We start from the raw sequence: 20,289 nt of genomic DNA, 5'->3' as shown, positions 1-20,289 counted from the left end.
GCCTCAAAGAGCCTCAAACGGCGTTGGGTCACCCTTGCCGGCGCGGAGCACCATGGGCTCCTCATCAGCTAGATCCACAACCGTGGTCGCTTCCATACCGCAGTAACCGCCGTCGATGACCAGATCCACCTCATGCTCCAGTAACTCGCGGATCTCATAGGGATCGATCAGCGGCAGCTCATCCCCCGGCATAATCAGCGACACGCTCATCAGCGGCTCCCCGAGATCTCCCAGCAGCGCCTGGGTAATGGCATTTTCGGGAACGCGGAGACCGACAGTTTTGCGCTTTGCCTGCATGAGGCGACGAGGCACCTCGGTCGTTGCGCGGAGAATAAAGGTATAGGGGCCCGGCGTGTGTTGCTTCAACAGGCGATATACAGAGTTGTCCACCCGGGCGTAGGTCGCGATTTCTGAGAGATCCCGGCAGACCAGGGTGAAATTATGCCGGTCATCTAGCTTTCGAATGCGGCGGATACGATCCAGGGCCGCCTTGTCCCCGATGTGACAGCCCAGGGCATAGGCCGAATCGGTGGGATACACGATGACCCCTCCACCACGGACAATGTCCGCCGCCTGACGAACAAGGCGGGCCTGGGGGTTATCGGGATGTATCTGGAAGAACTGACTCATGGAAGTCTGCTCCGCGCGACCTCGGGATTTGTTTTACAATGCGCCCCCTTTGGGACTGCGCGGCATTCTAGCACTGCAGACCGGTCTGGCGATTGGCATGAAACAACTCCTCGAATTTATCCCTATAGCTCTGTTCTTTATCGTCTACCAGCTCGATGGAGAAATCCTTGTGCTGGGCGGATGGCAGCACGAGTTTGACGGCATTTTCAGCGCGACCGCAGTACTTATCGGTGCCACCGCGTTGCAGATACTCATAGCACGCGTTGCCAGCGGATTCTGGGACAAGCGCAGCCTGTGGACCTTCGTGGCGGTGAGCGTATTCGGTGGCGCCACATTGATACTGCGTGACCAGACATTTATCCAGTGGAAACCCACGATCTTCAATTGGGCCCTGGCCATTGCCTTTGGGGTTTTTCATTTTATCGGAGATCGCAACCTGCTCGAGCGCACCCTTGGTGCCCAGCTGGAACTTCCCAAAGCCGTGTGGGCAAAACTCAATGTGTTATGGGTGAGTAACTTTCTCATCGTTGGCGCCCTCAACCTCTATGTGGCCTACGGTTACAGCGAGGCGACCTGGGTCAGCTATAAACTGTACTCCGCTATCGGGTTTACGCTGCTGCTGACGGTGTTGACCGCCGTGCTGGTGAGTCCCCACCTGCAGGCTGAAGAGTCGGCGGCAAACACCGACGGCGACTGACTGGAGCTAAAAATAATGTACTACGCCATTTTCGGTACCGACGTCCCGAACAGTCTACCCTTGCGCATGCAGGTTCGCGAGGAGCATCTGGCACGCGTTCAGGCACTGGCGGATCAGGGCCGGGTCCTTGTGGGCGGGCCTCACCCCGCCATCGACAGCGAGGACCCCGGCGAAGCCGGCTTTACCGGCAGCCTCATCATTGCCGAGTTTCCGTCCCTCGAGGACGCGCAGCGCTGGGCCAGCGAAGACCCTTACAGCACCTCCGGCGTATTCGCCAGCGTTGACGTGAAACCTTTCAAAATCGTAATCCCCTAGGCACAGCAATATGCACCTACACCACAAACAAGGAGTAACTGTGATCCGCGCTATTCTGATCTTGCTGCTGAGCGCAAGCGCATTCGTCCAGGCTCAGGAATCCCGCTACATCAGTGATGAAGTTTTCGTGGTCCTGCATGCAGGACCGGGCTCCAATTACCGCTGGCTGGGCAAGCTCATACCGGGCACAGAGCTTATCGAGAAACGCCGATCCACCGATGGCAACTGGGCCGAGGTCGCCACTACCCGGGGCACCGAAGGCTGGGTACAGGCTGAGTACCTGTCTGCCGAGCCCCCCGCGCAGGTCCGCCTGCCCTCCGTGGTGCGACAGCTTGAAGAAGCGCAGCAGGAATCCGCAGAGCTTCGCAGCAGTCTTGCCGAGCTCCAGTCAGAACAAAAGGAAGTGAGCGTCCAGCTGGCAAAAAGTAATGCCAATCTGCAGCAGGTCAGTGAGGAGCTGGCGCAGCTTCGGCAGATTTCCGGTAGCGCCGTGGAAACCGCAGAAAACAATCGCCGTCTCGTGGAAGAATCAGCGACCATGCGCACGACGCTGGACACGCTGCAGGCCGATAACCAGCGTCTTCAGGATCGCGTGCGCAGCAGTGCATTTATGGATGGTGCTTTTGCCGTGCTCCTGGGAGTCATCATCACTCTCGTTGTGCCCCGTCTCTGGCCCAAACGCAAAAGCAGCTCCAGCTGGGCGTAGTACTGTCTTTGCCCACCGTTCACCAAGGAGAACCCATGATCGCATTTTCCCGTTTTATCAAGCTTGCTTGTGCGGCACTGCTGCTGGGCATGACCGCACCTGCCACCCTCGCGCAATCGTCCTCGGAGACGCCCTTGCCCAATCCCCAGGTGGTCATCACTACCAATGTTGGCGCGATTACCGTGCGCCTGTTTCGTGACAAAGCTCCCCTGACGGTAGAGAACTTTCTCAGCTATGTTGAGGACGGATTCTACGATGGCACGATTTTCCATCGCGTCATCCCCAACTTCATGATTCAGGGCGGTGGGCTAACGCCGGATATGGCAGAAAAGCCTGTAGGGGAACCCGTGGTTAATGAATCCAAGAATCGTCTGCACAATGTTCGGGGCACGCTGGCTATGGCGCGCACCTCCGATCCAGACTCCGCCACCGCCCAGTTTTTTATCAACCAGCGCACCAACCTCCGCCTGGACTGGCAGCCGGGTGCTCCCGGATACACGGTGTTCGGCGAGGTCGTCGATGGCATGAGTACCGTGGATTACATCAGCACGTCGCCCGTGCAGGCCATTGGCCCCCATGGCAATGTCCCCATCGACCCCGTGATCATCACCAAGATCGAGCGCAGGAGCCTGCTGTGATCGCCCTATCGGTTAACCTCAACAAGATCGCGCTCATCAGGAACTCCCGGGACACCACTATACCCAGCGTCCCTGAGCACGCCGCGCTGTGCATCGACGCCGGCGCCCATGGCATCACCGTGCACCCGCGCCCCGATCAACGCCATATCCGCGCCGACGACTGCCGGGATCTTGCCGCTATGTTGACGGTGGAATTCAACATTGAGGGCAACCCCTTTGCGGGACCACGAAGCAGTGATCGGCAAGGTGTCAGCGACTACCCAGGGTTTATGGACCTGATCCGGGAGTTACGTCCCGCCCAGTGCACCCTGGTACCGGACGGCGATGCACAGCTGACCTCGGACCACGGTTTTGACCTGCGAGCAAAGGCGGAGGAGCTGGAGCCGGTGCTCGCTGAGCTGCGCTCCCTGGGTGTCCGCAGCAGCCTGTTTATGGACCCGGAGCCCGAGCAAATGGCGGTTGCCGCCGCCATAGGCGCAGACCGTATAGAGCTTTACACCGAGTCCTTTGCGGAGGCCGTGAGCCGTGGACAGGGTGTTCGAGAATGCTATGAGCGCTTTCAACAGACGGCGGAAGCGGCTCTGGAAGCGGGTCTAGGCATCAATGCAGGGCATGATCTCAACCTGCAGAACCTGCCTCTGTTCAGGGATCTGCCGGGCCTGTTGGAAGTATCCATCGGTCACGCACTCACCGTGGACGCGCTGCGCATGGGCATGCCCGCCGCCGTGAAAGCTTACCGGGCAGCCCTCGCGGGTTCGTGACGAGGCAGCTTAGTGAAAGCGCCCGCAGCCTCGCAGACCACCGAGGATTCACAGGAACTGCCTCCCTACCTGGTTCCCCACAGCCCCGAGCCCGTCAAAGTCATCTACGTTGACGAGTCCCTGCTTCTGATCCACAAGCCGGACCTGCTCCTATCGGTGCCCGGTCGACACCCACTGAATCACGATTGCATGATTACGCGGCTTCAGGATCGCTATCCGGACGCCCTGGTGGTTCATCGGCTGGATCTGGATACCTCGGGCATCATGATGGTCGCCCGGGGCAAAGCCGCACAGGGGGCGCTATCACGGCTGTTTCAGGAACGCAGGGTCGATAAACACTACCGGGCCTGGGTTGCCGGCACCGTCGCCGATGATGCAGGAAAAATTGAGCTGCCCATCGCGAGGGATTGGGAAAACAGGCCTCTGCAGAAAATCTGTGCCGAGACCGGCAAGAAGTCCCTGACCTACTTCAAGGTGCTTGCCCGGGAAAACGGCAACAGCCTTCTGGAGCTACAGCCGGCCACCGGGCGCACCCATCAGCTGCGCATTCACTGCCGGGAAATGGGCCACCCCATTTTAGGGTGCGACATGTACGCACCTCCCGCTATTCTGGGAGCCGCCCCCCGACTCATGCTCCACGCCACTCGCATCGCCTTCCCTCACCCCGTCAGCGGGCAAAAATTGGTGGGGCACTGCCCCGCGCCGTTTTAAGCGCTGTACGGCCAAGGTTTTACCGCAACGCTACAGATAGCTACACCAGTCACTCCAGCTACCGCCATACAGCCACACATCATCACGACCCAGAAGCGCCAGGGAAAGCACGTTGACACAGGCTGACACCCCGGAGCCGCAATACACCACCAGGGGTGAGGCACCCAGGGTCTCACCCCAGAGCGCCCGCAAAGCCTCGGCATCCAGAAAATCACCTTGCTCGTTGCTAAAACTCTGCCACGGCAGATTGATGGCCCCGGGAATATGCCCGGCAACGGGATCAATGGGCTCATGCTCGCCGCGGTAGCGCTGCCCCTCGCGGGCATCCACGAGCACCGCCGAACGCGCCTGCAGCTCAGCTAACTGTTCTTTGTCGCAGCAGCCGGGCCAGGCTGCGGGCACCGGTGGGGCGACTGCTGTTTTTCCTGGGGCAGCGGCCGTGGACGGCTCTTCTCCCCGGGCCAGCCAGGCGCTATAGCCACCGCTGAGGACTAGCGGTTCACGATATCCGAGAGCCCGCATCATCCACCAGCAGCGCGCCGCAAAAACAAAGCGCGAATCGTCGTAAAGCAACACATCGGTGCTGTGATCAATCCCCAGCGCTGCCAGGGTCTGGGCAAACACCCGGGGATCTGGCAGCGGATGCCGGCCGCCATGCTCCTGTACCGGTGCAGACATGTCCTTTGCGAGATCAAGATACCGGGCGCCGGGGATATGCCCGGACTCGTAACTCCCGCGACCGGCGGCAGGATCGTTAAGCGCAAACCGGCAGTCCAGAACCACGCCCTTAAAACCTTCGATCTCGGCAGCCTTAAGAAATCCTGTCATTGGTTTTGGTCCTCCCAAACAGCTGTTGCGCAGAGCGCCCGTCACGGACGCGGTCGCTGTGTGCGCCATTCAAGGTGCACTATACTCTGGCCATTACAGTTAGGCCGCATCATAGAAGGATAGCCATCAGTGGTCAGCAGCAGCCGCAGCGATGCTTCGCTGGTAATCATCGCGAAACCCAATCACTCCTCGAGCTGGCGCAACAATAAGTTCGCGCTCCTGGCTGTCTCCGTGCCGTCTCTCGGCGCGGCAATCGGATTTACCGCCCTGGGTGCCTGGCCGATTCTGCCCTTTGCCGGCGCAGAGCTTTTTGCCCTCGCAGCGGCGCTCTACTACGTCAACTGGAAGCTCGAATACCGCCACGTCATCACCCTGGACGACAGCGTCGTGTCCATTGACAAGGGCCACTACGCACCGAAGCGACGATGGCGTTTCAGCCGGGATCAGGTCGCGCTGGCGATTACCCCGGAGAAGCACCCCTGGGAGGGGCCCGGGCTATCGGTGCATGGCAATGAGGAAACGGTGAGAGTAGGTGAGTTTCTAAACCGCGATGACTGCCTGTCGCTCATGGCCCTGCTGCGCAAGGAGCTTCTTGTGAGGACCCATAGTCCCGTGAGCCGCATCAAGCTCTAGCAGACCATTGCCCGAAAACGAGCGCCGGAAAACCAGCAGCTGCTAACGCGCGGCCAACCCCTTGTTCAGATCGCATCAAAATCACCGTGGCGTCCAAGGCCACCGCTGAAACGCGCCGCGCCCTTTAGGGTTTCACCGCTGTTGACCACCGCTTCACCCCCGGCAAACTCCCGGGACAGCGCGGCCTCCTCGCTGAGCGACCACTGAGTCACTGCGCTGGCACGGTCAGCGCGCATGCAGGCCTGAGGAAACGCGGTGAGCTCCTCCGCGAGGGCCAGAGCCGATGCCAGGGCCTCGCCCGGTGCGGACAGGCGATTAACCAAGCCCATATCCAACGCCTCCTGAGCGCCAACCGGCCGGCCCGTAAGGATCATATCCATGGCCCGGGACTCACCGATAAGCCGCGGCAGACGCACCGTGCCGCCATCAATGAGGGGGACGCCCCAGCGACGGCAGAAGACCCCCAGCACCGCATCGGGGTCAGCCACCCGCAAATCGCACCACAGCGCAAGCTCCAGACCACCGGCCACAGCGTGTCCGTCCACCGCGGCAATCACCGGCTTACTCAGCTGCAGCCGTGACGGCCCCATGGGACCATCACCCGCGGCCTCCATACGGTTCATATTTTCGCCGCTGGCCACCGCCTTGAGGTCCGCACCCGCGCAAAAAGTACCGCCCTCACCGCAGAGCACCGCAACGTCCAGCGAGTCATCGCCATCAAAATCTTTGAAAGCCCGCGCCAGCAGTGCCGCCGTCGGTCGATCAACGGCATTTCGGCTATCCGGGCGGTTGATAGCGACCTTCAGAACTCGCCCCCGGCGCTCCACCAATACGGTCATCGTTTTTTCTCCTGTTGAGGGCGCGCCGTTGATACTCTTTTGCGCAGGGTGGACCATGCTACCCTTCGCGCTTTTACCAATCGACCCAATCTATGTCTTCTGAATCTGGCAACATCCCGGGGTCCCCCGCGGGCACCGCTAACCCTCATGTGCAAGACCATAAAGACCTGAAGGACAGCAATGTCGGCTTTGTGAGCCTCGGCTGCCCGAAGGCGCTGGTGGATTCAGAGCGGATCCTGTCGCAACTCAAGCTGGATGGCTACAACATTGTCGGCAGCTACACCGATGCCGAGCTGGTGGTCGTCAATACCTGCGGCTTTATCGACAGCGCGAAGGAAGAGTCCCTGGCGGCCATCGGCGAAGCCATCGCCGAAAATGGGCGGGTTATTGTGACTGGCTGCATGGGCAAAGGCGCAGACGCCGAACGCATTCGCGCCGAGCATCCCAAGGTCCTCTCAGTCACGGGACCCGCTGCCTATGAAGAGGTGGTGTCAGCGGTGCACGAGTATGTCCCGGCGCCACCGCCCAAAGATGTTTTTACGGACCTGATTCCCGCATCTACCGTGCGGCTTACACCCCGCCACTACGCTTACCTCAAAATTTCCGAGGGCTGCAACCATCGCTGCAGCTTTTGCATTATTCCCTCCATGCGCGGCGACCTCGTTAGCCGTCCCATTGGTGATGTGATGGATGAGGCAGAAGCTCTGGTGCGCTCTGGTGTCCGCGAACTGCTGGTTATTTCCCAGGACACCAGCGCCTATGGCGTGGATCTGAAATACCGCACGGGATTCTGGCAGGGCCGTCCGCTGTCGACCCGCATGGAGAGCCTGTGCAGCGCACTGGGTGAACTGGGTGTCTGGGTGCGACTGCACTATGTGTACCCCTACCCCCACGTCGACAAAATCATTCCCCTCATGGCAGAAGGCAAGATCCTGCCCTACCTGGACATTCCCTTTCAGCACGCCAGCCACGCGGTGCTCAAGCGCATGCGTCGTCCGGCAGCCACGGAAAAGGTGTTGAACCGTATTCACAACTGGCGTACCCAATGTCCCGACATCACGTTGCGCAGCACGTTTATCGTGGGCTTTCCCGGGGAGACGGACGCAGAATTTGAGGAGTTGCTCGATTTTCTCGACGAAGCGCAACTCGATCGTGTCGGATGTTTTCAATACTCCCCGGTCACCGGCGCGGCTGCGAACGAGCTCGCTGACCATGTCCCCGAAAAGATCAAGCAGGAGCGTTACGAGCGCTTTATGCTCCGCCAGCAGGCCATCAGTGCGCGACGCCTCCAGGAGAAGGTCGGCCGGGAAATCGAAGTCCTCATCGACAGCGTAGACTCAGAGGGGGCCATGGGCCGCTCCAGTGCTGATGCACCGGAAATTGATGGACGTGTGCATATCCCCGGCGCCTCGGACCTGACACCCGGCGACTGGGTGCGAGGCACGGTATCCCGCGCCGACGAATATGACCTCTGGATTGACTAGCCACCGTGAACCTGCTGATTTTTGAAGCAGAGGAGCTGGGCGCCAACAATGAGTTGAAGCTCTGCGGGCGTCGCCTGCGGCACCTCAATAGGGTGCTCAAGCTCCAACCGGGCGACAATGTTCGTGTAGGTCAGCTCAACGGGAAAGTAGGCAAAGGCACTGTGCGTTCCATCGATGATGATCTTGCCGTCATCGAGGTTTCGCTGGATCAGCCGCCCCCGCGACCGCTGCCCCTCACCGTGGTTATGGCCCTCCCCCGTCCCAAGATGCTCCGACGTATTCTCCGTGGGATGGCGGAAACCGGTATCAAACACATTCACCTCATCAACAGCTTTCGGGTGGAGAAAAGCTACTGGCAAAGCCCCCTGCTGCTGCAGCCGGCGCTGCAAGAGGCGCTCCTTTCAGGGCTGGAGCAGGCCATGGATACCCGCATGCCGCAGGTTCACCTGCACCGACGGTTTCGCCCCTTTGCCGAAGATAGCCTTCCTTCGCTTTGTGACGGCTGCGATGCGCTGCTGGGAGACATCGGCGCGGCGGAACAGTACCCGGTCTCGCCATCATCACCCAGCCTGCTCACCCTCGGCCCCGAAGGAGGGTTCATACCTTTTGAACGGGAACTGATCGTAAAAGCCGGGGCGCGCCCCGTATCTCTGGGTCCCCGCATGCTGCGCGTAGAGACCGCGCTTCACTGTGCCGTGGGACGGCACCTCGCAGGACACGGCGCCCCGTCTGCCGAATAAACCGTGGAGCAAACATCCCGCCGATTCTTGACGGGGATCAATGTCTCATACGGCGGTATTCCCTACATTGAGTGTCAGGAGTCCGCGCCTGTTCACGGTGCGGTGCGTTAGTCGTCCATGCGCGGATTACCGCTGGTGATGTATTCATGGAGTGACTGTAGCTTTGAGCAAGCGAGGATGGGATATGTTAAGTGTTGCTGAAATAATGACCGCTCAGCCCTACACGCTGGGTCCCGATGACAGTCTCCAGGATGCGGCATCGCTTATGCGCGAGCATCACATCAGGCATGTGCCCATCGTGGCCAACGATGGCAACGTCATTGGTGTCGTTTCCCATCGGGATGTGCTCGCCGCAAGCGACTCCCGACTGGTACACGAAGATCTACAAAGCGGGGGCAAAGAGAATTACGTTGCCCTGTCAGCGGTCATGACATCGCCGGTGCAGAGCGTCACAGAAGACGCAGAACTCCGGGCGGTCGCGGGATATCTACGCAAGCAACGCCTGGGCTGCCTGCCCGTAACCCGCGACGGCGAGCTGGTGGGCATCATTAGCGATTCAGACTTCCTCGAAGTCGCCATCGCGCTCATGGAGCAACTGGAGATGGCGGAACCCGAGGATGATTTTTAACGCGGGAAGTCAGGCAACATCCAAGCCACTGGGACAACTCACTCCGGTACCACCCAGACCACAGTAGCCACCGGGGTTTTTGCTCAGATACTGCTGGTGGTAGTCCTCGGCATAATAGAAAGCCCCGGCCATATCCACTTCCGTGGTGATACTCCCGTAACCCGCCGCCTCCAGCTCCTGCTGAAAAGTTATCATGCTTTCTTGCGCAGCCTGAAGTTGCTCTTTATCCGACGCATAAATAGCGGACCGGTACTGCGTACCCAGATCGTTACCCTGCCGCATACCCTGGGTCGGATCATGTCCTTCCCAAAAATGTCGCAGCAGCTCATCAAGGCTCACTAGCGCGGGGTCAAACACCACTAACACGGCCTCGGTATGCCCCGTTCGGCCGGAGCACACCTCCTCATAGCTGGGGTTGGCTGTGTGACCACCGGCATACCCTGCGGCCGTGGTGTAGACGCCGTCCAACTGCCAGAAAATCCGCTCTACCCCCCAAAAACAGCCCATGCCAAACACTACCTGATGCAGGTGCTCGGGAAAGGGACCGCGGAGGGGCGCGTCCAGCACGTGATGCCGCTCCGCCACGGGCATGGGTGTATCCCGTCCCGGCAGCGCCTTGTCTGCTGTGGGAAGGGCATGCTTCTTACGCAATTCAAACAACTTCACGACTCGTCTCCCTGCTTGTTCTCAAAAGGCCCGTCTCTCAAAAGGCTCGAAAGTGGCGTTCACGTCGCTTGGAGCCCTGTCCCCAAGGGTATACCATTCTCGCATCATGTCGGTTCACTTCCACGATGCCCCGCACCCCCGCTAAACCGGCTAAGACCGGCGACGTAAAGGCGTTTCTTGCGCGGGCGCGAACCGTCCAGCAGTTCAGCGCGGGGCAATCGAGGCTCATATTCGCCATCGATGCCACCGCAAGCCGTCAGGCCACCTGGGATCTGGCCTGTGATTTACAGGCGGACATGTTTGCGGTGGCCAACGACCACGCATCGCTGTCTATCCAACTGGCCTATTATCGCGGCATCGGCGAACTGCAGATGGAACCCTGGCAGAGTGATGCCGCCGCCTTGGCGCAGCGCATGAGCCGCGTACAATGCGCCGCGGGGCGTACCCAGATAGGACCGCTTTTGCGCGCAGCCTTGAAACAGCAGGCTGCAGGCAATGCGAAGGCGCTGGTATTCATAGGCGACGCGGTGGAAGAGAATGTCACGACCCTGCAGGATCTGGCAGGCCGCTGTCGTCTCCAGTCCCTGCCCCTGTTTATCTTTCAGGAGGGCTACGATGCGGCGGTGAAGCGCTGCTTTGAGACCATGGCGCGTCTAAGCGGCGGCGCCTATGAGCACTTCGATCATAGCAGTGCCAGGCGATTGCGCGAGCTGCTGGGCGCCGTGGCCCGCTATGCGGCCGGGGGTCGAAAGGCTCTTGAGAACAATCCAAGCGCGGAGGCACGGCGCCTCCTCGAGCAGCTAAAAAGCTAGTAACCCAAACAATGAGAGTGTCATGCCCAGATTGATTTTACTGCTCGCCGTAGGCGCCGTTGCATACATTCTGCTGCGACGGGTTGCTTCCATGCCGCCCCATCTCCGGCGCGGCGAATATTTCAAGCTGGGCTTGGGCGCAGCGGTGGTGGTGGTCATACTGCTGACCCTCGCCGGCAAGATGCACTGGGTTGGTGCTGCCATCACTGGCTTTCTGGTGTTTGCACGCCAATCCCTGCCGCTACTCCTTCGCCTGTTCCCCATACTGTCGTCGCTGAAGTCGCAGGGCTCCAGCGCAAACCAGCAATCAACAGTCTCCACGCGCATACTGCGCATGCACCTCGATCACGAGACTGGCGCTTTGTCCGGCGAAGTCCTTGAGGGTCCCCACAAGAATTGGCGCCTTGAAGAAATGGATCGGCAGCAGCTCGATTCCCTGCGCCAGTATTGCGAAAATGAGGATGCGGAATCCTTGCAGCTGCTTGATGGCTATTTGGAGCAACGCTTTCAGGATGAAGCCCGGGAGGACACGCCCCGCCCCCCCCCCACCAGCGGTGCCATGAACCGTAAAGAGGCGCTGGAGATCCTCGGACTTGATGATGATGCCGGCGAAGATGCCATCGTCGACGCCCATCGGAAACTGATGCAAAAACTCCATCCTGACCGTGGTGGCTCAGACTATCTCGCCGCAAAAATTAATCAGGCCAAGGATTTTCTGGTACACAATTAGAAGACACTGGAGGCCGCCTCCAGTACCTGGGCAAAGAATCACTGTCGGGCGGTTTTGCCTTCGCTCGGGCAGAGGTGTTTACAACAGTCAGTAACATTAAAAAGAGGAACCTCAGCAGCATGAGCGATGAAGTATTTATCATCCAAAATCAGTTAGGCCAGTTCTGGACCCGCGCCGGGGAATGGGTTGATGGCCGGGAGCCCCAACGCGTTTTGAAGACCAAGCACCGCGATGAGGCTGTGAATCAACTGGTGGAGTTGAGCGCCAAGGACATCGACCTGCGGGGCGAAGTTCTACTCTGCGAGCTGGATGAACGCCAGGAGCCTGTCATCGAAGCAAGCCCACACCAGACGCCGACCCTGGCCGACAAAGCAGCGGAAAAGGCAGCGGAGAAAGCGGCAGCAAAGGCTGCAGATAAAGCGGCACAGGGACAGCAGGAAGCTGTGCCGGAGGAAGCATCCGAAGCGCCATCTTCAGAATCCGAGGACCGCGATGAGGAACCTCCCCTGAGTGCAGCGGTCTGACGTTTATGACCTTAACCTCGGCTGCGTGTTTCTCAGTCCCATCAAGAGCGCAAGGATCTGGTTCACGGCACGCGGGGCGTGCAAGGTAGATTGCACTTCCAGCTTGAAATCGGGGACTCATCCCCCATCTAAGAAAAGCGAACGGATATCACAGGTATAAAGAGATGCGCATACTGCTGTTCCTCGCCACAAACTTTGCCGTTCTGATTCTTGTCGGGACGATTTTTACGCTCCTGGGTTTCGAGGGCATCCTCGCGGAGAACGGCGTCGACCTGAACCTCAAGGCGCTTCTGGTGTTTTGCGGTCTTTTCGGCATGGGCGGCTCGCTGATCTCCCTGTTTCTGTCCAAATGGATGGCCAAGCGCGGCACCGGCACCTACATCATCGAAAAGCCGCGCAATCGCGACGAACAGTGGCTCGTGGATACCGTGGGAGAGCTGGCGAGCGAGGCAGGTATCGGCATGCCCGAGGTCGGTGTTTTTCCCTCAGAGTCGCCCAACGCCTTTGCCACCGGCTGGAACCGAAACGCGGCCCTCGTGGCGATCAGTGCCGGCATGCTTAAACGATTTCCGGCAAACGAAATCCGGGCGGTCATTGGCCACGAGATCGGCCACGTAGCAAATGGAGACATGGTGACCCTCACGCTCATTCAGGGCGTGGTGAATACTTTCGTGATGTTCCTGGCTCGAATCATCGGGCACACCGTTGACCGGGTAGTCTTCAAAACAGAGCGGGGATATGGCATCGGCTATTTTGTGGTATCCATTGTCGCCGAGATTGTCCTGGGCATTTTCGCGAGCATCATCGTTTTCAAGTTTTCCCGGTGGCGTGAGTTCCGCGCTGACAAGGCCGGCGCTACCCTCGCCGGGCGGGGCGACATGATCGCTGCCCTGGAACGACTGCGGGGCAATCAGGAGGTCTCCCAGGACCTCCCCGGTGAACTCACGGCGTTTGGTATCAGTGAATCAGCGAAGCAGGGGTTCAAAGCTCTGTTCAGCTCCCACCCCCCCCTGGAGCAACGCATCGCCGCACTGCGCAGCGGCGTCTGACAGAAGCGTTTTTACACCCATAGAGGCAGACGACCATGAGAGACACTTCGAGCCCCGGTTCCAGCCCCGGTCCCAGCGCCTGGATTCATTGGCCCGGCTACTTTGCCTGGTTTTTTCTGCTGATGCTGGCGCTGTCGGTTCTTATTGTGCGCAGCGGAAACTGGCAGCAGGGACTACTCATGTGCGCCATCGCAGGATTGCTCAGTGCGCTTGTGCTGGCGTTCATGGCGGTACAAAGCCTTTTGCCGCGCTGGCGGGACGAGCGCAGACGCATATTCAAAGGGGCACTTCCGGCGCTCCCGGGCGCCGCGTTTCTCCTTCTGGCCATGCAGGGCGGAGCAGCTCCGCCGATCCACAATATCAGCACGGATCTTCAGGACCCTCCCGCCTTTACAAGAATCGTCGAACTCCGCGGCGACAGCAGTAACCCGCTGGCGTTAACGGAGGAGGTTATTGAGCAGCAGCGGCAGGCTTATCCTGATCTTGGCACCATCGAGAGCCCCCGTTCCTATGCAAGTAGCTACAACCTGGCGCTGACCACTGCTCGGGAGCTGGGATGGGAGATCGTGCATGAAGACCCCAACGGGGGCTTTGTGGAAGCTGTGGACACCACCCCCATCATGCAATTCAAGGATGATGTGGTGATTCGCGTGCGGACCAATGCGGAAGGAAGCCTCATCGACCTCCGCTCCGTGTCGAGAGTGGGCGTGAGTGATCTCGGAGCGAATGCCCAGCGCATCCGGGATTTTGTATCCGCCTTTCAGGCCGCAGCCGGCAGTTGATCGCCATGCTTCGCCGTCTCCAGCAAATGTCATCAGTGCTGCACCCTGCGCTCCTCGGCGGTCTGCTGGCTATCTTCGTCCAGGCAACGGGCCCCGTCCAGGCTGACGAAGCCGTCGACTACCTGAGCTTTGCCACGGAAGACGAGGCGAACAGCACAGAAATATTCAGCAAAGCGAGTCCTGCGGTGGTGTATGTCACAACCACGACGCTCCGCCGTCGCAGCCGTTTCTCCATGGATGTGATGGAAATACCCAAAGGCTCGGGGTCGGGCTTTGTCTGGCACGACAGCGGTCTCATAGTGACCAATTATCATGTGGTGGCTGACGCCAGTCGGATGCAGGTGACCTTGCAGAACGGCAACAGCTACGCGGCGGAACTCATAGGCAGCGCCCCGGAAAAAGATCTCGCGGTGCTCCGTCTGCTGGATCCGCCACCGGATCTCACCACCCTCCCCCTGGGTGACTCCACGGAGCTGTCCGTGGGCAGAAAAGTCCTGGCCATCGGCAACCCCTTTGGGCTGGATACAACGCTTACCACCGGCGTTGTCAGTGCCCTGGGGAGAGAAATTCGCGCCCCCAGCGGACGGCAAATACGGGGCGTGGTACAGACAGACGCCGCGATCAATCCCGGGAACTCCGGCGGCCCCCTGCTCAACTCCCTGGGGCAGCTTATCGGTGTAAACACCGCGATTTTCAGTCCCAGTGGTGCCAGTGCAGGTATTGGTTTCGCCATTCCGGTCAACACGGTGCGGGAGGTGGTGCCACAGCTCATCAGCTACGGTCGCATTCTCCGTCCCATCATGGGCATTGAGCTTGCCAGCGACCGCTGGCGCCGCCGCTACGGTATCAAGGGCATCCCCGTGGTCAGGGTGTTTCCCGGGCTTCCTGCAGCGGAGGCCGGTATTCGGGGGATTTCCCGCGGCAGCCGCGGTGATTTACTGCTGGGTGACATCATCGTTGCCATCGATGGGGAGACCATCAATAGCCACGATGACTACCTCTCCCTAATGGAGCGCCACAAAGCCGGCGATGCAGTCTCTGTTCGGGCCCGCCGCGGCGACCGGGAGTTTGATTTCGAAGTGGTGCTCACCGAGTCGCAGTAAGCAGGCAGGTGCCCCCGAGCACGCCCCATTCCATCATCTCTGGATCGCCGCGCAGAATTCCCTGATACGCTTGCAGGCACGTTTGAGAACCGCATGATTTTGCGCCAGCCCCAGGCGAACAAAGTTCCCAGCGGAAGGACCGAAAGCATCACCGGGAATCACTGACACCGCCTGCTCCGTCAGCAACTGCTCCGCAAAGGTCCTGCCATCAAGTCCCGTGGCGCTAACGTCACACATAACAAACATACCGGCATGAGGACGACTGCATCGGATGTTCTCTACTTTTGCGAGTTTATGCAGCACGTAGTCCCGACGCTTGCGATACTCGTCCCGCATCTCCCGGACATATTGCTGGTCGTTCTCCAGGGCAAAGGCGCTGGCGTCCTGGATAAACTGGGGGCTCCCAAACAGCGTGGCACCCGCATAATCCCCAAGTCGCTGAATCAGCGTGGGCGGAGCCACTACCCAGCCGATCCGCCAACCGCTCATGGCGTGGGACTTGGACAGGCCGTCAATCATCACAATGTTTTCGAGAGACTCCGCGCTGGCCCGGGCGGACACGTGTTTACCCTCGTAGCAGAACATGGAGTAAACCTCGTCACAGACGAACCAGATATCCCGTTCGCGACAATAGTTGGCAAGTTCCCGTATATCAGCGGCGGGGATAATTGCCCCCGTCGGATTCCCCGGCGTATTGATAAACAGCACTCGCGTTTTGTCACTGATCGACGCTTTCAGGGCGCCGACATCGAGGGCAAAATCATCCTGCACCTCCAGGGGAACCGTGCGAACATCAAGATCCAGTCCCTGAAAAATTGGCACATATCCCACGTACATGGGCTCCGGCACCACGATCTCGTCACCGGGATCGAGCAGGCAGGACATGACAGCATAAATAGCCGAGGTTGCCCCGGGGAAGATAGCAACCTCGTCCGCGCTACAGGGATAGGGAGAGGTTCTTGTCTCCAGGTCGGCCACCGCACGGCGAAGTTTGATCTCTCCGAGGGATGGCGAGTAGTGGGTGCGACCTACCCGGAGGTGGCTCACCGCATTATCGATGATCGGCTCCGGGGTTCTAAAATCCGGGTCGCCCACGGACAGGAGGATGACGTCATCGCCATTGCGCTGCATCTCAAGCGCTCTGTCATGAACAGCCCAGACGTCGCTGCCGTCGGCGGAAAGTCGCTCAGTGATGCGAGCGTAGCTGGGGGTAAACATACCTATACAACCTGAAAAATTTGGCCGCGAATTATACCGCAGCAAGGTTCTGAACTTGTGCCCCCTGCATGCTAATCTTCTTCAGCGACTGTGACAGTCGGCGAGACAATGACAGGAAAAAGCTCAGGGAAGGATGGGTGGTGTGAAAGACAGAAAACGGACGATGAGGTGGCTGCTGCTGAGCCTGTTTTTGCTGACAATGGCAATTATCCAGTTTATCCCCGGGGAGACTGTACCGGGAGAGGCTGTATCGAGAGAGGCTGTATCGAGAGAGGCTGTATCGGGAGAGTCTAAATCGGGAGAGTCTAAATCGGGAACTACGCCTTCGGCATCGCAATCGGACGGCAAAAACGCCGACTCAAAGCCTTAGCTTCCAGTCGTCTTGCTCAGCCTTTCAAATTCAGCCCTTCAAAAAACCCTTTTTTTTGCAAACTTCTATGAGCGACCGGGTTCCCGGGCGCTGCTAGACTCCCATAATGGAAATCAACTACAGCCCCGAGATTATCGGCGTCGTTTTGACGGTGGTCTACCTGGGCGCTATTGCCAGTGCCATCGATGCCATCCTCCAGGCACGCACTGCCCAGGGTTCCATCGCCTGGGTGGTTTCATTGCTGACATTGCCTTACGTCAGCGTGCCGCTGTACCTGGTCTTCGGACGCAACAAATTCGAGGGCTATATTCAGGAGCGGGAACAGATAGAAGCCCAGGCTGAATCGCGACTACGGATCCCCCGGAGCGAACTCTTCGATTTTCAGGCGAGGGACGCATCCGCAGCCTTTTACCGCAGCCTCCATCGTCTTGCGAGACTCCCTACGGTGCGGGGAAACACCGTTGAACTCCTCGTTGATGGCATTAACACTTTTGACAGCATAGAGGCCGGCATTCGCGATGCGGAGCGTTACGTGCTCTTTCAGTTTTACATTTTGCGTGATGACGCCCTGGGAAGGCGCCTGGGCGAGCTACTGGCTGCCAAGGCGCAGGCCGGCGTCCATATTCACCTCCTCTATGACGAGGTGGGGTCCCGCGGCTTTGATAAAACCACGCTTCACCGGCAGCTCGAAGAAGCCGGCGTCGAGCTCGCCGCTTTCAACACCACTCGCGGACGACGAAACCGCTTCCAGCTCAACTTCCGCAACCACCGTAAAGTCGTCGTGGTCGATGGCGTCGCCGCATGGATAGGCGGACACAACGTGGGCGTGGAGTATCTGGGGGAAGACCAAAAGCGCGGCCCCTGGCGCGACACCCACATAAAACTCCGGGGGCCTGCAGTGATTGGTGCAGAGCTTACCTTCGCAACGGACTGGTTGTGGGCACGGCGGGAACAGCTGGACCTCAATTGGGAGATGCCGCGGGACGCAGGCGGTAAATGCTCGGTGCTGCTGTTTCCCTCAGATCCGGCCAGCGAGTTTGATGAAGCCGGCCTGATGTTTCATCAGGTCATTACCCAGGCCCAGGATCGCATCTGGATCGCCAGTCCTTACTTTGTTCCGGACCGCGGCATTATTGCTGCGCTACAGCTGGCGGCACTGCGGGGCGTCGACGTTCGGGTGATGATCCCCGATAAAGCTGACGGTCCTGTGGTTGGCCTGGCAAACTGGTCCTTCACCCGGGAACTATTGCCGGCAGGCGTCGCGGTTTATCGCTACGAGCCTGCATTTATGCACCAAAAAGTCTTGTTACTGGACAGAGAACTCGCGGGCGTCGGCACCGCTAACTTTGACAACCGGTCCTTTCGCCTGAACTTTGAAATCACCGCACTGGTGCACGACTCGACCTTTTGCGATGAGGTGGAGGCCATGCTCTTGAATGACTTCGATCAATCACGGCACGTGACTGCGGAAGAACTGGCGGGTAAACCGTTTTGGTTTCCCCTGGCTATAGCCGCCGCGCGACTTATGTCCCCGGTTTTGTAGCAGCACTCAGTCGGGCCAGGCCCGCCGATCAATATCCAGATCCGCAAAATCATCGGCATTGAGTCGGGGAGTCTTACCATCGGCAAGTTGATCGTCGTAATCCTTTAAGAGTCGCAGGGCTAATTTGGACATCCAGAGCAGACCGATAAGGTTTACCACCCCGAGAAGGCCCATGGTCAGGTCAGCAAAGCCAAACACCGTCCCCAGATCCTGAGCGGCCCCCCAGAACACCAACCCGAGCACTGTAACCCGGAACACGGCAAACACCTTGCGATTGGATTCACTGAAATAGTTCAGGGCATTCTCGCCGAGATAGTAGTTGTACATGATGGAACTGAAGGCAAACATCACCAGCGCGATACTCACAAAGCTTCCCCCCCAGGCACCAAGGTGCTCCGCCAGGGCACTTTGCGTAAGTGCCACTCCCGATACGCCGGCGTCACCCGGTTGGTAGACATCCGACAGGAGAATGATCAGCGCCGTACAGCTACACATGATGATGGTGTCGATGAACACGCTGAAAGCCTGGACAATGCCCTGATTCGCAGGGTGGGGGACAAAGGCAACCGCCGCCACGTTGGGCGCACTGCCCAAACCCGCTTCATTGCTGAACAGACCGCGCTTTACCCCCTGCATGATAGCCACGCCGATACCGCCGCCCAGTGCAGAATCAAGGCCAAAAGCGCTGCTGACAATCGTGGCAAAAGCCGCCGGAACCTCCTGAATATTGATACCGATAACAAGCAGGGCACAGGCAAAGTAGCTCACGGCCATCACCGGTACGACAATCTCGGATACGGCGGCAATACGCTGTATTCCCCCAAAAATCACAAAGCCAAGAAACACCACGAGGGCCAGCCCGCTGGCCCAGGTGGGTACGCCAAAGGACACATCCAGGGACGTGGCTACCACATAGGACTGCACGGCGTTGAAGCCGAAGCCGAAGGTTATCAACAGCAATAGCGAGTAGATGACCGCCAGTCCCCGCTGATTGATGCCCCGGGTGAGGTAATAAGCGGGCCCACCCCGAAAAGTGCCGTCGGGTTCATAACGCTTGTACAACTGTGCCAGAGAGCATTCAAAGAAACTGGTGGCCATACCCATGAGGCCGATAACCCACATCCAGAAAACGGCACCGGGTCCCCCCAGGGTAATGGCTACCGCGACGCCGGCGATATTGCCGCCGCCAACGCGACCGGCCACGCTGACTACCAACGCCTGAAAGGAGCTGACATGGCCCTTTTCATGGTGCAGGGCTGAGCCGAGCACCGCGAACATCCGGCCAAAGTAACGGAACTGCACAAAGCGGGAAGCAATGGTGAAGTACAGACCGATGCCCACCAGCATCACAACCAGCACCTTGCTCCAGAGAAGATCACTCAGCATTGCTAACATAGTGGTTCCCCGCGTCTACTCAGCAACGCCTAAAACAAAGATAATCAGCAGCGCCGGCGGAACGATGTAGCGAATCAGGAAATACCAGATTGCGTAACCCGTCGAGCCCAGGGATGTGAACTCATCTCTCGAATATTCCCGATGCATAAACCAGCCCGAAAAAATTGCGATGAACAGGCCGCCAAGGGGCAGCAGAATCTGGTTGGAGAAATAATCCATCACGTCATTGAAGTTTCGATCACCTAAACGGAGCTCATCCATGACGTTATAGGACAGAATGCTGAGGATGCTCAGCACCGCTACAGAGCCCACAACGATCATGGCGCTCTTGTGCCGGGAAATGCCATAGTGCTCTTCAATCCAGGAGTTTACCGATTCCACCAGCCCCACCATGGACGTAATACCCGCCACGGAGAGCATCAAAAAGAACAGCACCGCGAAGACGTAGCCACCGGGCATCTGGGCAAAAGCCACGGGCAGCGTCTGG

General features: G+C 59.0%; 23 protein-coding genes and 1 pseudogene. 17 read left to right on the top strand and 7 right to left on the bottom strand.

Going from position 1 to position 20,289, the window contains the following annotated elements; all coding sequences use genetic code 11:
- Nucleotides 1-3: 3 nt before the first annotated feature.
- Nucleotides 4-630 (bottom strand): L-threonylcarbamoyladenylate synthase, encoded by a 627-nt coding sequence (locus tag ACTG3T_RS09360; protein ID WP_439102001.1) that lies wholly within the window; start codon nt 628-630, stop codon nt 4-6.
- Here ACTG3T_RS09360 and ACTG3T_RS09355 point away from each other — a divergent pair.
- The 6 genes from ACTG3T_RS09355 to ACTG3T_RS09330 are packed head-to-tail and all read left to right on the top strand — an operon-like array spanning nt 629 to nt 4,458.
- Nucleotides 629-1,327 (top strand): inner membrane-spanning protein YciB, encoded by a 699-nt coding sequence (locus tag ACTG3T_RS09355; RefSeq protein WP_439102000.1) that lies wholly within the window; start codon nt 629-631, stop codon nt 1,325-1,327. The two genes, ACTG3T_RS09360 and ACTG3T_RS09355, sit on opposite strands and share 2 nt — an antisense overlap.
- A gap of 15 nt (nt 1,328-1,342) precedes the next feature.
- Nucleotides 1,343-1,642, top strand: coding sequence for a YciI family protein (locus tag ACTG3T_RS09350; protein ID WP_439101999.1), 300 nt, complete (start codon nt 1,343-1,345; stop codon nt 1,640-1,642).
- Between the two features lie 40 nt (nt 1,643-1,682).
- A complete protein-coding gene (locus ACTG3T_RS09345; RefSeq protein ID WP_439101998.1) occupies nt 1,683-2,348 on the top strand; it encodes a TIGR04211 family SH3 domain-containing protein in 666 nt (221 codons plus the stop codon).
- Between the two features lie 35 nt (nt 2,349-2,383).
- Nucleotides 2,384-2,986: a peptidylprolyl isomerase gene (locus ACTG3T_RS09340; protein ID WP_439101997.1), complete on the top strand. Its 603-nt coding sequence runs from the start codon at nt 2,384-2,386 to the stop codon at nt 2,984-2,986.
- Nucleotides 2,983-3,747: a pyridoxine 5'-phosphate synthase gene (locus tag ACTG3T_RS09335; protein ID WP_439101996.1), complete on the top strand. Its 765-nt coding sequence runs from the start codon at nt 2,983-2,985 to the stop codon at nt 3,745-3,747. The genes ACTG3T_RS09340 and ACTG3T_RS09335 overlap by 4 nt, the downstream gene beginning before the upstream one ends.
- Before the next feature lie 12 nt (nt 3,748-3,759).
- On the top strand, nt 3,760-4,458 hold the full coding sequence (locus tag ACTG3T_RS09330) for an RluA family pseudouridine synthase (protein WP_439101995.1): 699 nt from the start codon (nt 3,760-3,762) through the stop codon (nt 4,456-4,458).
- Nucleotides 4,459-4,488: 30 nt separating this feature from the next.
- On the opposite strand, the gene ACTG3T_RS09325 is transcribed toward ACTG3T_RS09330, so the two are convergent.
- The gene (locus ACTG3T_RS09325) at nt 4,489-5,286 is read right to left on the bottom strand and encodes a sulfurtransferase (RefSeq protein ID WP_439101994.1); all 798 of its coding nucleotides are present in this window, start codon (nt 5,284-5,286) and stop codon (nt 4,489-4,491) included.
- A 129-nt stretch (nt 5,287-5,415) separates the two neighbouring features.
- On the opposite strand from ACTG3T_RS09325, the gene ACTG3T_RS09320 reads away from it, so the two are divergent.
- Nucleotides 5,416-5,919, top strand: coding sequence for a DUF2244 domain-containing protein (locus tag ACTG3T_RS09320; protein WP_439101993.1), 504 nt, complete (start codon nt 5,416-5,418; stop codon nt 5,917-5,919).
- 65 nt (nt 5,920-5,984) lie between these two features.
- Here the strand turns inward: ACTG3T_RS09320 and ACTG3T_RS09315 are convergent, their stop codons facing one another.
- Nucleotides 5,985-6,758 carry a crotonase/enoyl-CoA hydratase family protein gene (locus ACTG3T_RS09315; protein ID WP_439101992.1) on the bottom strand — a complete coding sequence of 258 codons (774 nt, stop codon included), beginning with the start codon at nt 6,756-6,758 and terminating at the stop codon, nt 5,985-5,987.
- A gap of 92 nt (nt 6,759-6,850) precedes the next feature.
- On the opposite strand from ACTG3T_RS09315, the gene rimO reads away from it, so the two are divergent.
- The 3 genes from rimO to ACTG3T_RS09300 all read left to right on the top strand — a co-directional run bounded on the left by rimO (nt 6,851) and on the right by ACTG3T_RS09300 (nt 9,610).
- A complete protein-coding gene (gene rimO / locus ACTG3T_RS09310; protein WP_439101991.1) occupies nt 6,851-8,242 on the top strand; it encodes a 30S ribosomal protein S12 methylthiotransferase RimO in 1,392 nt (463 codons plus the stop codon).
- A 5-nt stretch (nt 8,243-8,247) separates the two neighbouring features.
- Nucleotides 8,248-8,982: a 16S rRNA (uracil(1498)-N(3))-methyltransferase gene (locus tag ACTG3T_RS09305; protein ID WP_439101990.1), complete on the top strand. Its 735-nt coding sequence runs from the start codon at nt 8,248-8,250 to the stop codon at nt 8,980-8,982.
- Between the two features lie 184 nt (nt 8,983-9,166).
- Nucleotides 9,167-9,610 carry a CBS domain-containing protein gene (locus tag ACTG3T_RS09300; RefSeq protein WP_439101989.1) on the top strand — a complete coding sequence of 148 codons (444 nt, stop codon included), beginning with the start codon at nt 9,167-9,169 and terminating at the stop codon, nt 9,608-9,610.
- Nucleotides 9,611-9,619: 9 nt separating this feature from the next.
- Here ACTG3T_RS09300 and msrA read toward each other — a convergent pair whose 3' ends face one another.
- A complete protein-coding gene (gene msrA, locus ACTG3T_RS09295) occupies nt 9,620-10,276 on the bottom strand; it encodes a peptide-methionine (S)-S-oxide reductase MsrA (protein ID WP_439101988.1) in 657 nt (218 codons plus the stop codon).
- 125 nt (nt 10,277-10,401) lie between these two features.
- On the opposite strand from msrA, the gene ACTG3T_RS09290 reads away from it, so the two are divergent.
- The 6 genes from ACTG3T_RS09290 to ACTG3T_RS09265 all read left to right on the top strand — a co-directional run bounded on the left by ACTG3T_RS09290 (nt 10,402) and on the right by ACTG3T_RS09265 (nt 15,276).
- Nucleotides 10,402-11,088 (top strand): hypothetical protein, encoded by a 687-nt coding sequence (locus ACTG3T_RS09290; protein WP_439101987.1) that lies wholly within the window; start codon nt 10,402-10,404, stop codon nt 11,086-11,088.
- Between the two features lie 22 nt (nt 11,089-11,110).
- Complete coding sequence (locus ACTG3T_RS09285; protein ID WP_439101986.1) at nt 11,111-11,818, top strand: molecular chaperone DnaJ; 708 nt, start codon at nt 11,111-11,113, stop codon at nt 11,816-11,818.
- A gap of 119 nt (nt 11,819-11,937) precedes the next feature.
- On the top strand, nt 11,938-12,342 hold the full coding sequence (locus ACTG3T_RS09280) for a hypothetical protein (protein WP_439101985.1): 405 nt from the start codon (nt 11,938-11,940) through the stop codon (nt 12,340-12,342).
- Between the two features lie 164 nt (nt 12,343-12,506).
- On the top strand, nt 12,507-13,391 hold the full coding sequence (htpX, locus tag ACTG3T_RS09275; protein WP_439101984.1) for a protease HtpX: 885 nt from the start codon (nt 12,507-12,509) through the stop codon (nt 13,389-13,391).
- 35 nt (nt 13,392-13,426) lie between these two features.
- On the top strand, nt 13,427-14,173 hold the full coding sequence (locus ACTG3T_RS09270) for a DUF1499 domain-containing protein (RefSeq protein ID WP_439101983.1): 747 nt from the start codon (nt 13,427-13,429) through the stop codon (nt 14,171-14,173).
- A gap of 5 nt (nt 14,174-14,178) precedes the next feature.
- Nucleotides 14,179-15,276 (top strand): S1C family serine protease, encoded by a 1,098-nt coding sequence (locus ACTG3T_RS09265; RefSeq protein WP_439101982.1) that lies wholly within the window; start codon nt 14,179-14,181, stop codon nt 15,274-15,276.
- A 33-nt stretch (nt 15,277-15,309) separates the two neighbouring features.
- Here the strand turns inward: ACTG3T_RS09265 and ACTG3T_RS09260 are convergent, their stop codons facing one another.
- Entirely contained in the window at nt 15,310-16,494 is a 1,185-nt protein-coding gene (locus ACTG3T_RS09260) for a pyridoxal phosphate-dependent aminotransferase (RefSeq protein ID WP_439101981.1), read from the bottom strand.
- 476 nt (nt 16,495-16,970) lie between these two features.
- On the opposite strand from ACTG3T_RS09260, the gene cls reads away from it, so the two are divergent.
- Nucleotides 16,971-18,407 (top strand): cardiolipin synthase, encoded by a 1,437-nt coding sequence (gene cls / locus ACTG3T_RS09255; RefSeq protein WP_439101980.1) that lies wholly within the window; start codon nt 16,971-16,973, stop codon nt 18,405-18,407.
- Between the two features lie 6 nt (nt 18,408-18,413).
- Here cls and ACTG3T_RS09250 read toward each other — a convergent pair whose 3' ends face one another.
- Both ACTG3T_RS09250 and ACTG3T_RS09245 read right to left on the bottom strand, forming a co-directional pair.
- Nucleotides 18,414-19,802 carry an alanine/glycine:cation symporter family protein gene (locus ACTG3T_RS09250; protein WP_439101979.1) on the bottom strand — a complete coding sequence of 463 codons (1,389 nt, stop codon included), beginning with the start codon at nt 19,800-19,802 and terminating at the stop codon, nt 18,414-18,416.
- Between the two features lie 15 nt (nt 19,803-19,817).
- A pseudogene (locus ACTG3T_RS09245) lies at nt 19,818-20,289 on the bottom strand (sodium-dependent transporter); the annotation flags it as partial.

Source organism: Congregibacter sp., assembly GCF_965660375.1.
Classification (GTDB): Bacteria; Pseudomonadota; Gammaproteobacteria; order Pseudomonadales; family Halieaceae; genus Congregibacter.
This window is presented reverse-complemented; position numbering and strand designations above follow the sequence as displayed.

Coding starts and splice junctions, on each gene's coding strand:
- ACTG3T_RS09355 (WP_439102000.1), top strand. CDS start 629: ATGGAAGTCTGCTCCGCGCGACCTCGGGATTTGTTTTACAATGCGCCC.
- ACTG3T_RS09360 (WP_439102001.1), bottom strand. CDS start 630: ATGAGTCAGTTCTTCCAGATACATCCCGATAACCCCCAGGCCCGCCTT.
- ACTG3T_RS09350 (WP_439101999.1), top strand. CDS start 1,343: ATGTACTACGCCATTTTCGGTACCGACGTCCCGAACAGTCTACCCTTG.
- ACTG3T_RS09340 (WP_439101997.1), top strand. CDS start 2,384: ATGATCGCATTTTCCCGTTTTATCAAGCTTGCTTGTGCGGCACTGCTG.
- ACTG3T_RS09325 (WP_439101994.1), bottom strand. CDS start 5,286: ATGACAGGATTTCTTAAGGCTGCCGAGATCGAAGGTTTTAAGGGCGTG.
- ACTG3T_RS09315 (WP_439101992.1), bottom strand. CDS start 6,758: ATGACCGTATTGGTGGAGCGCCGGGGGCGAGTTCTGAAGGTCGCTATC.
- rimO (WP_439101991.1), top strand. CDS start 6,851: ATGTCTTCTGAATCTGGCAACATCCCGGGGTCCCCCGCGGGCACCGCT.
- ACTG3T_RS09300 (WP_439101989.1), top strand. CDS start 9,167: ATGTTAAGTGTTGCTGAAATAATGACCGCTCAGCCCTACACGCTGGGT.
- ACTG3T_RS09290 (WP_439101987.1), top strand. CDS start 10,402: ATGCCCCGCACCCCCGCTAAACCGGCTAAGACCGGCGACGTAAAGGCG.
- ACTG3T_RS09285 (WP_439101986.1), top strand. CDS start 11,111: ATGCCCAGATTGATTTTACTGCTCGCCGTAGGCGCCGTTGCATACATT.
- ACTG3T_RS09280 (WP_439101985.1), top strand. CDS start 11,938: ATGAGCGATGAAGTATTTATCATCCAAAATCAGTTAGGCCAGTTCTGG.
- htpX (WP_439101984.1), top strand. CDS start 12,507: ATGCGCATACTGCTGTTCCTCGCCACAAACTTTGCCGTTCTGATTCTT.
- ACTG3T_RS09270 (WP_439101983.1), top strand. CDS start 13,427: ATGAGAGACACTTCGAGCCCCGGTTCCAGCCCCGGTCCCAGCGCCTGG.
- ACTG3T_RS09265 (WP_439101982.1), top strand. CDS start 14,179: ATGCTTCGCCGTCTCCAGCAAATGTCATCAGTGCTGCACCCTGCGCTC.
- ACTG3T_RS09260 (WP_439101981.1), bottom strand. CDS start 16,494: ATGTTTACCCCCAGCTACGCTCGCATCACTGAGCGACTTTCCGCCGAC.
- cls (WP_439101980.1), top strand. CDS start 16,971: ATGGAAATCAACTACAGCCCCGAGATTATCGGCGTCGTTTTGACGGTG.
- ACTG3T_RS09250 (WP_439101979.1), bottom strand. CDS start 19,802: ATGTTAGCAATGCTGAGTGATCTTCTCTGGAGCAAGGTGCTGGTTGTG.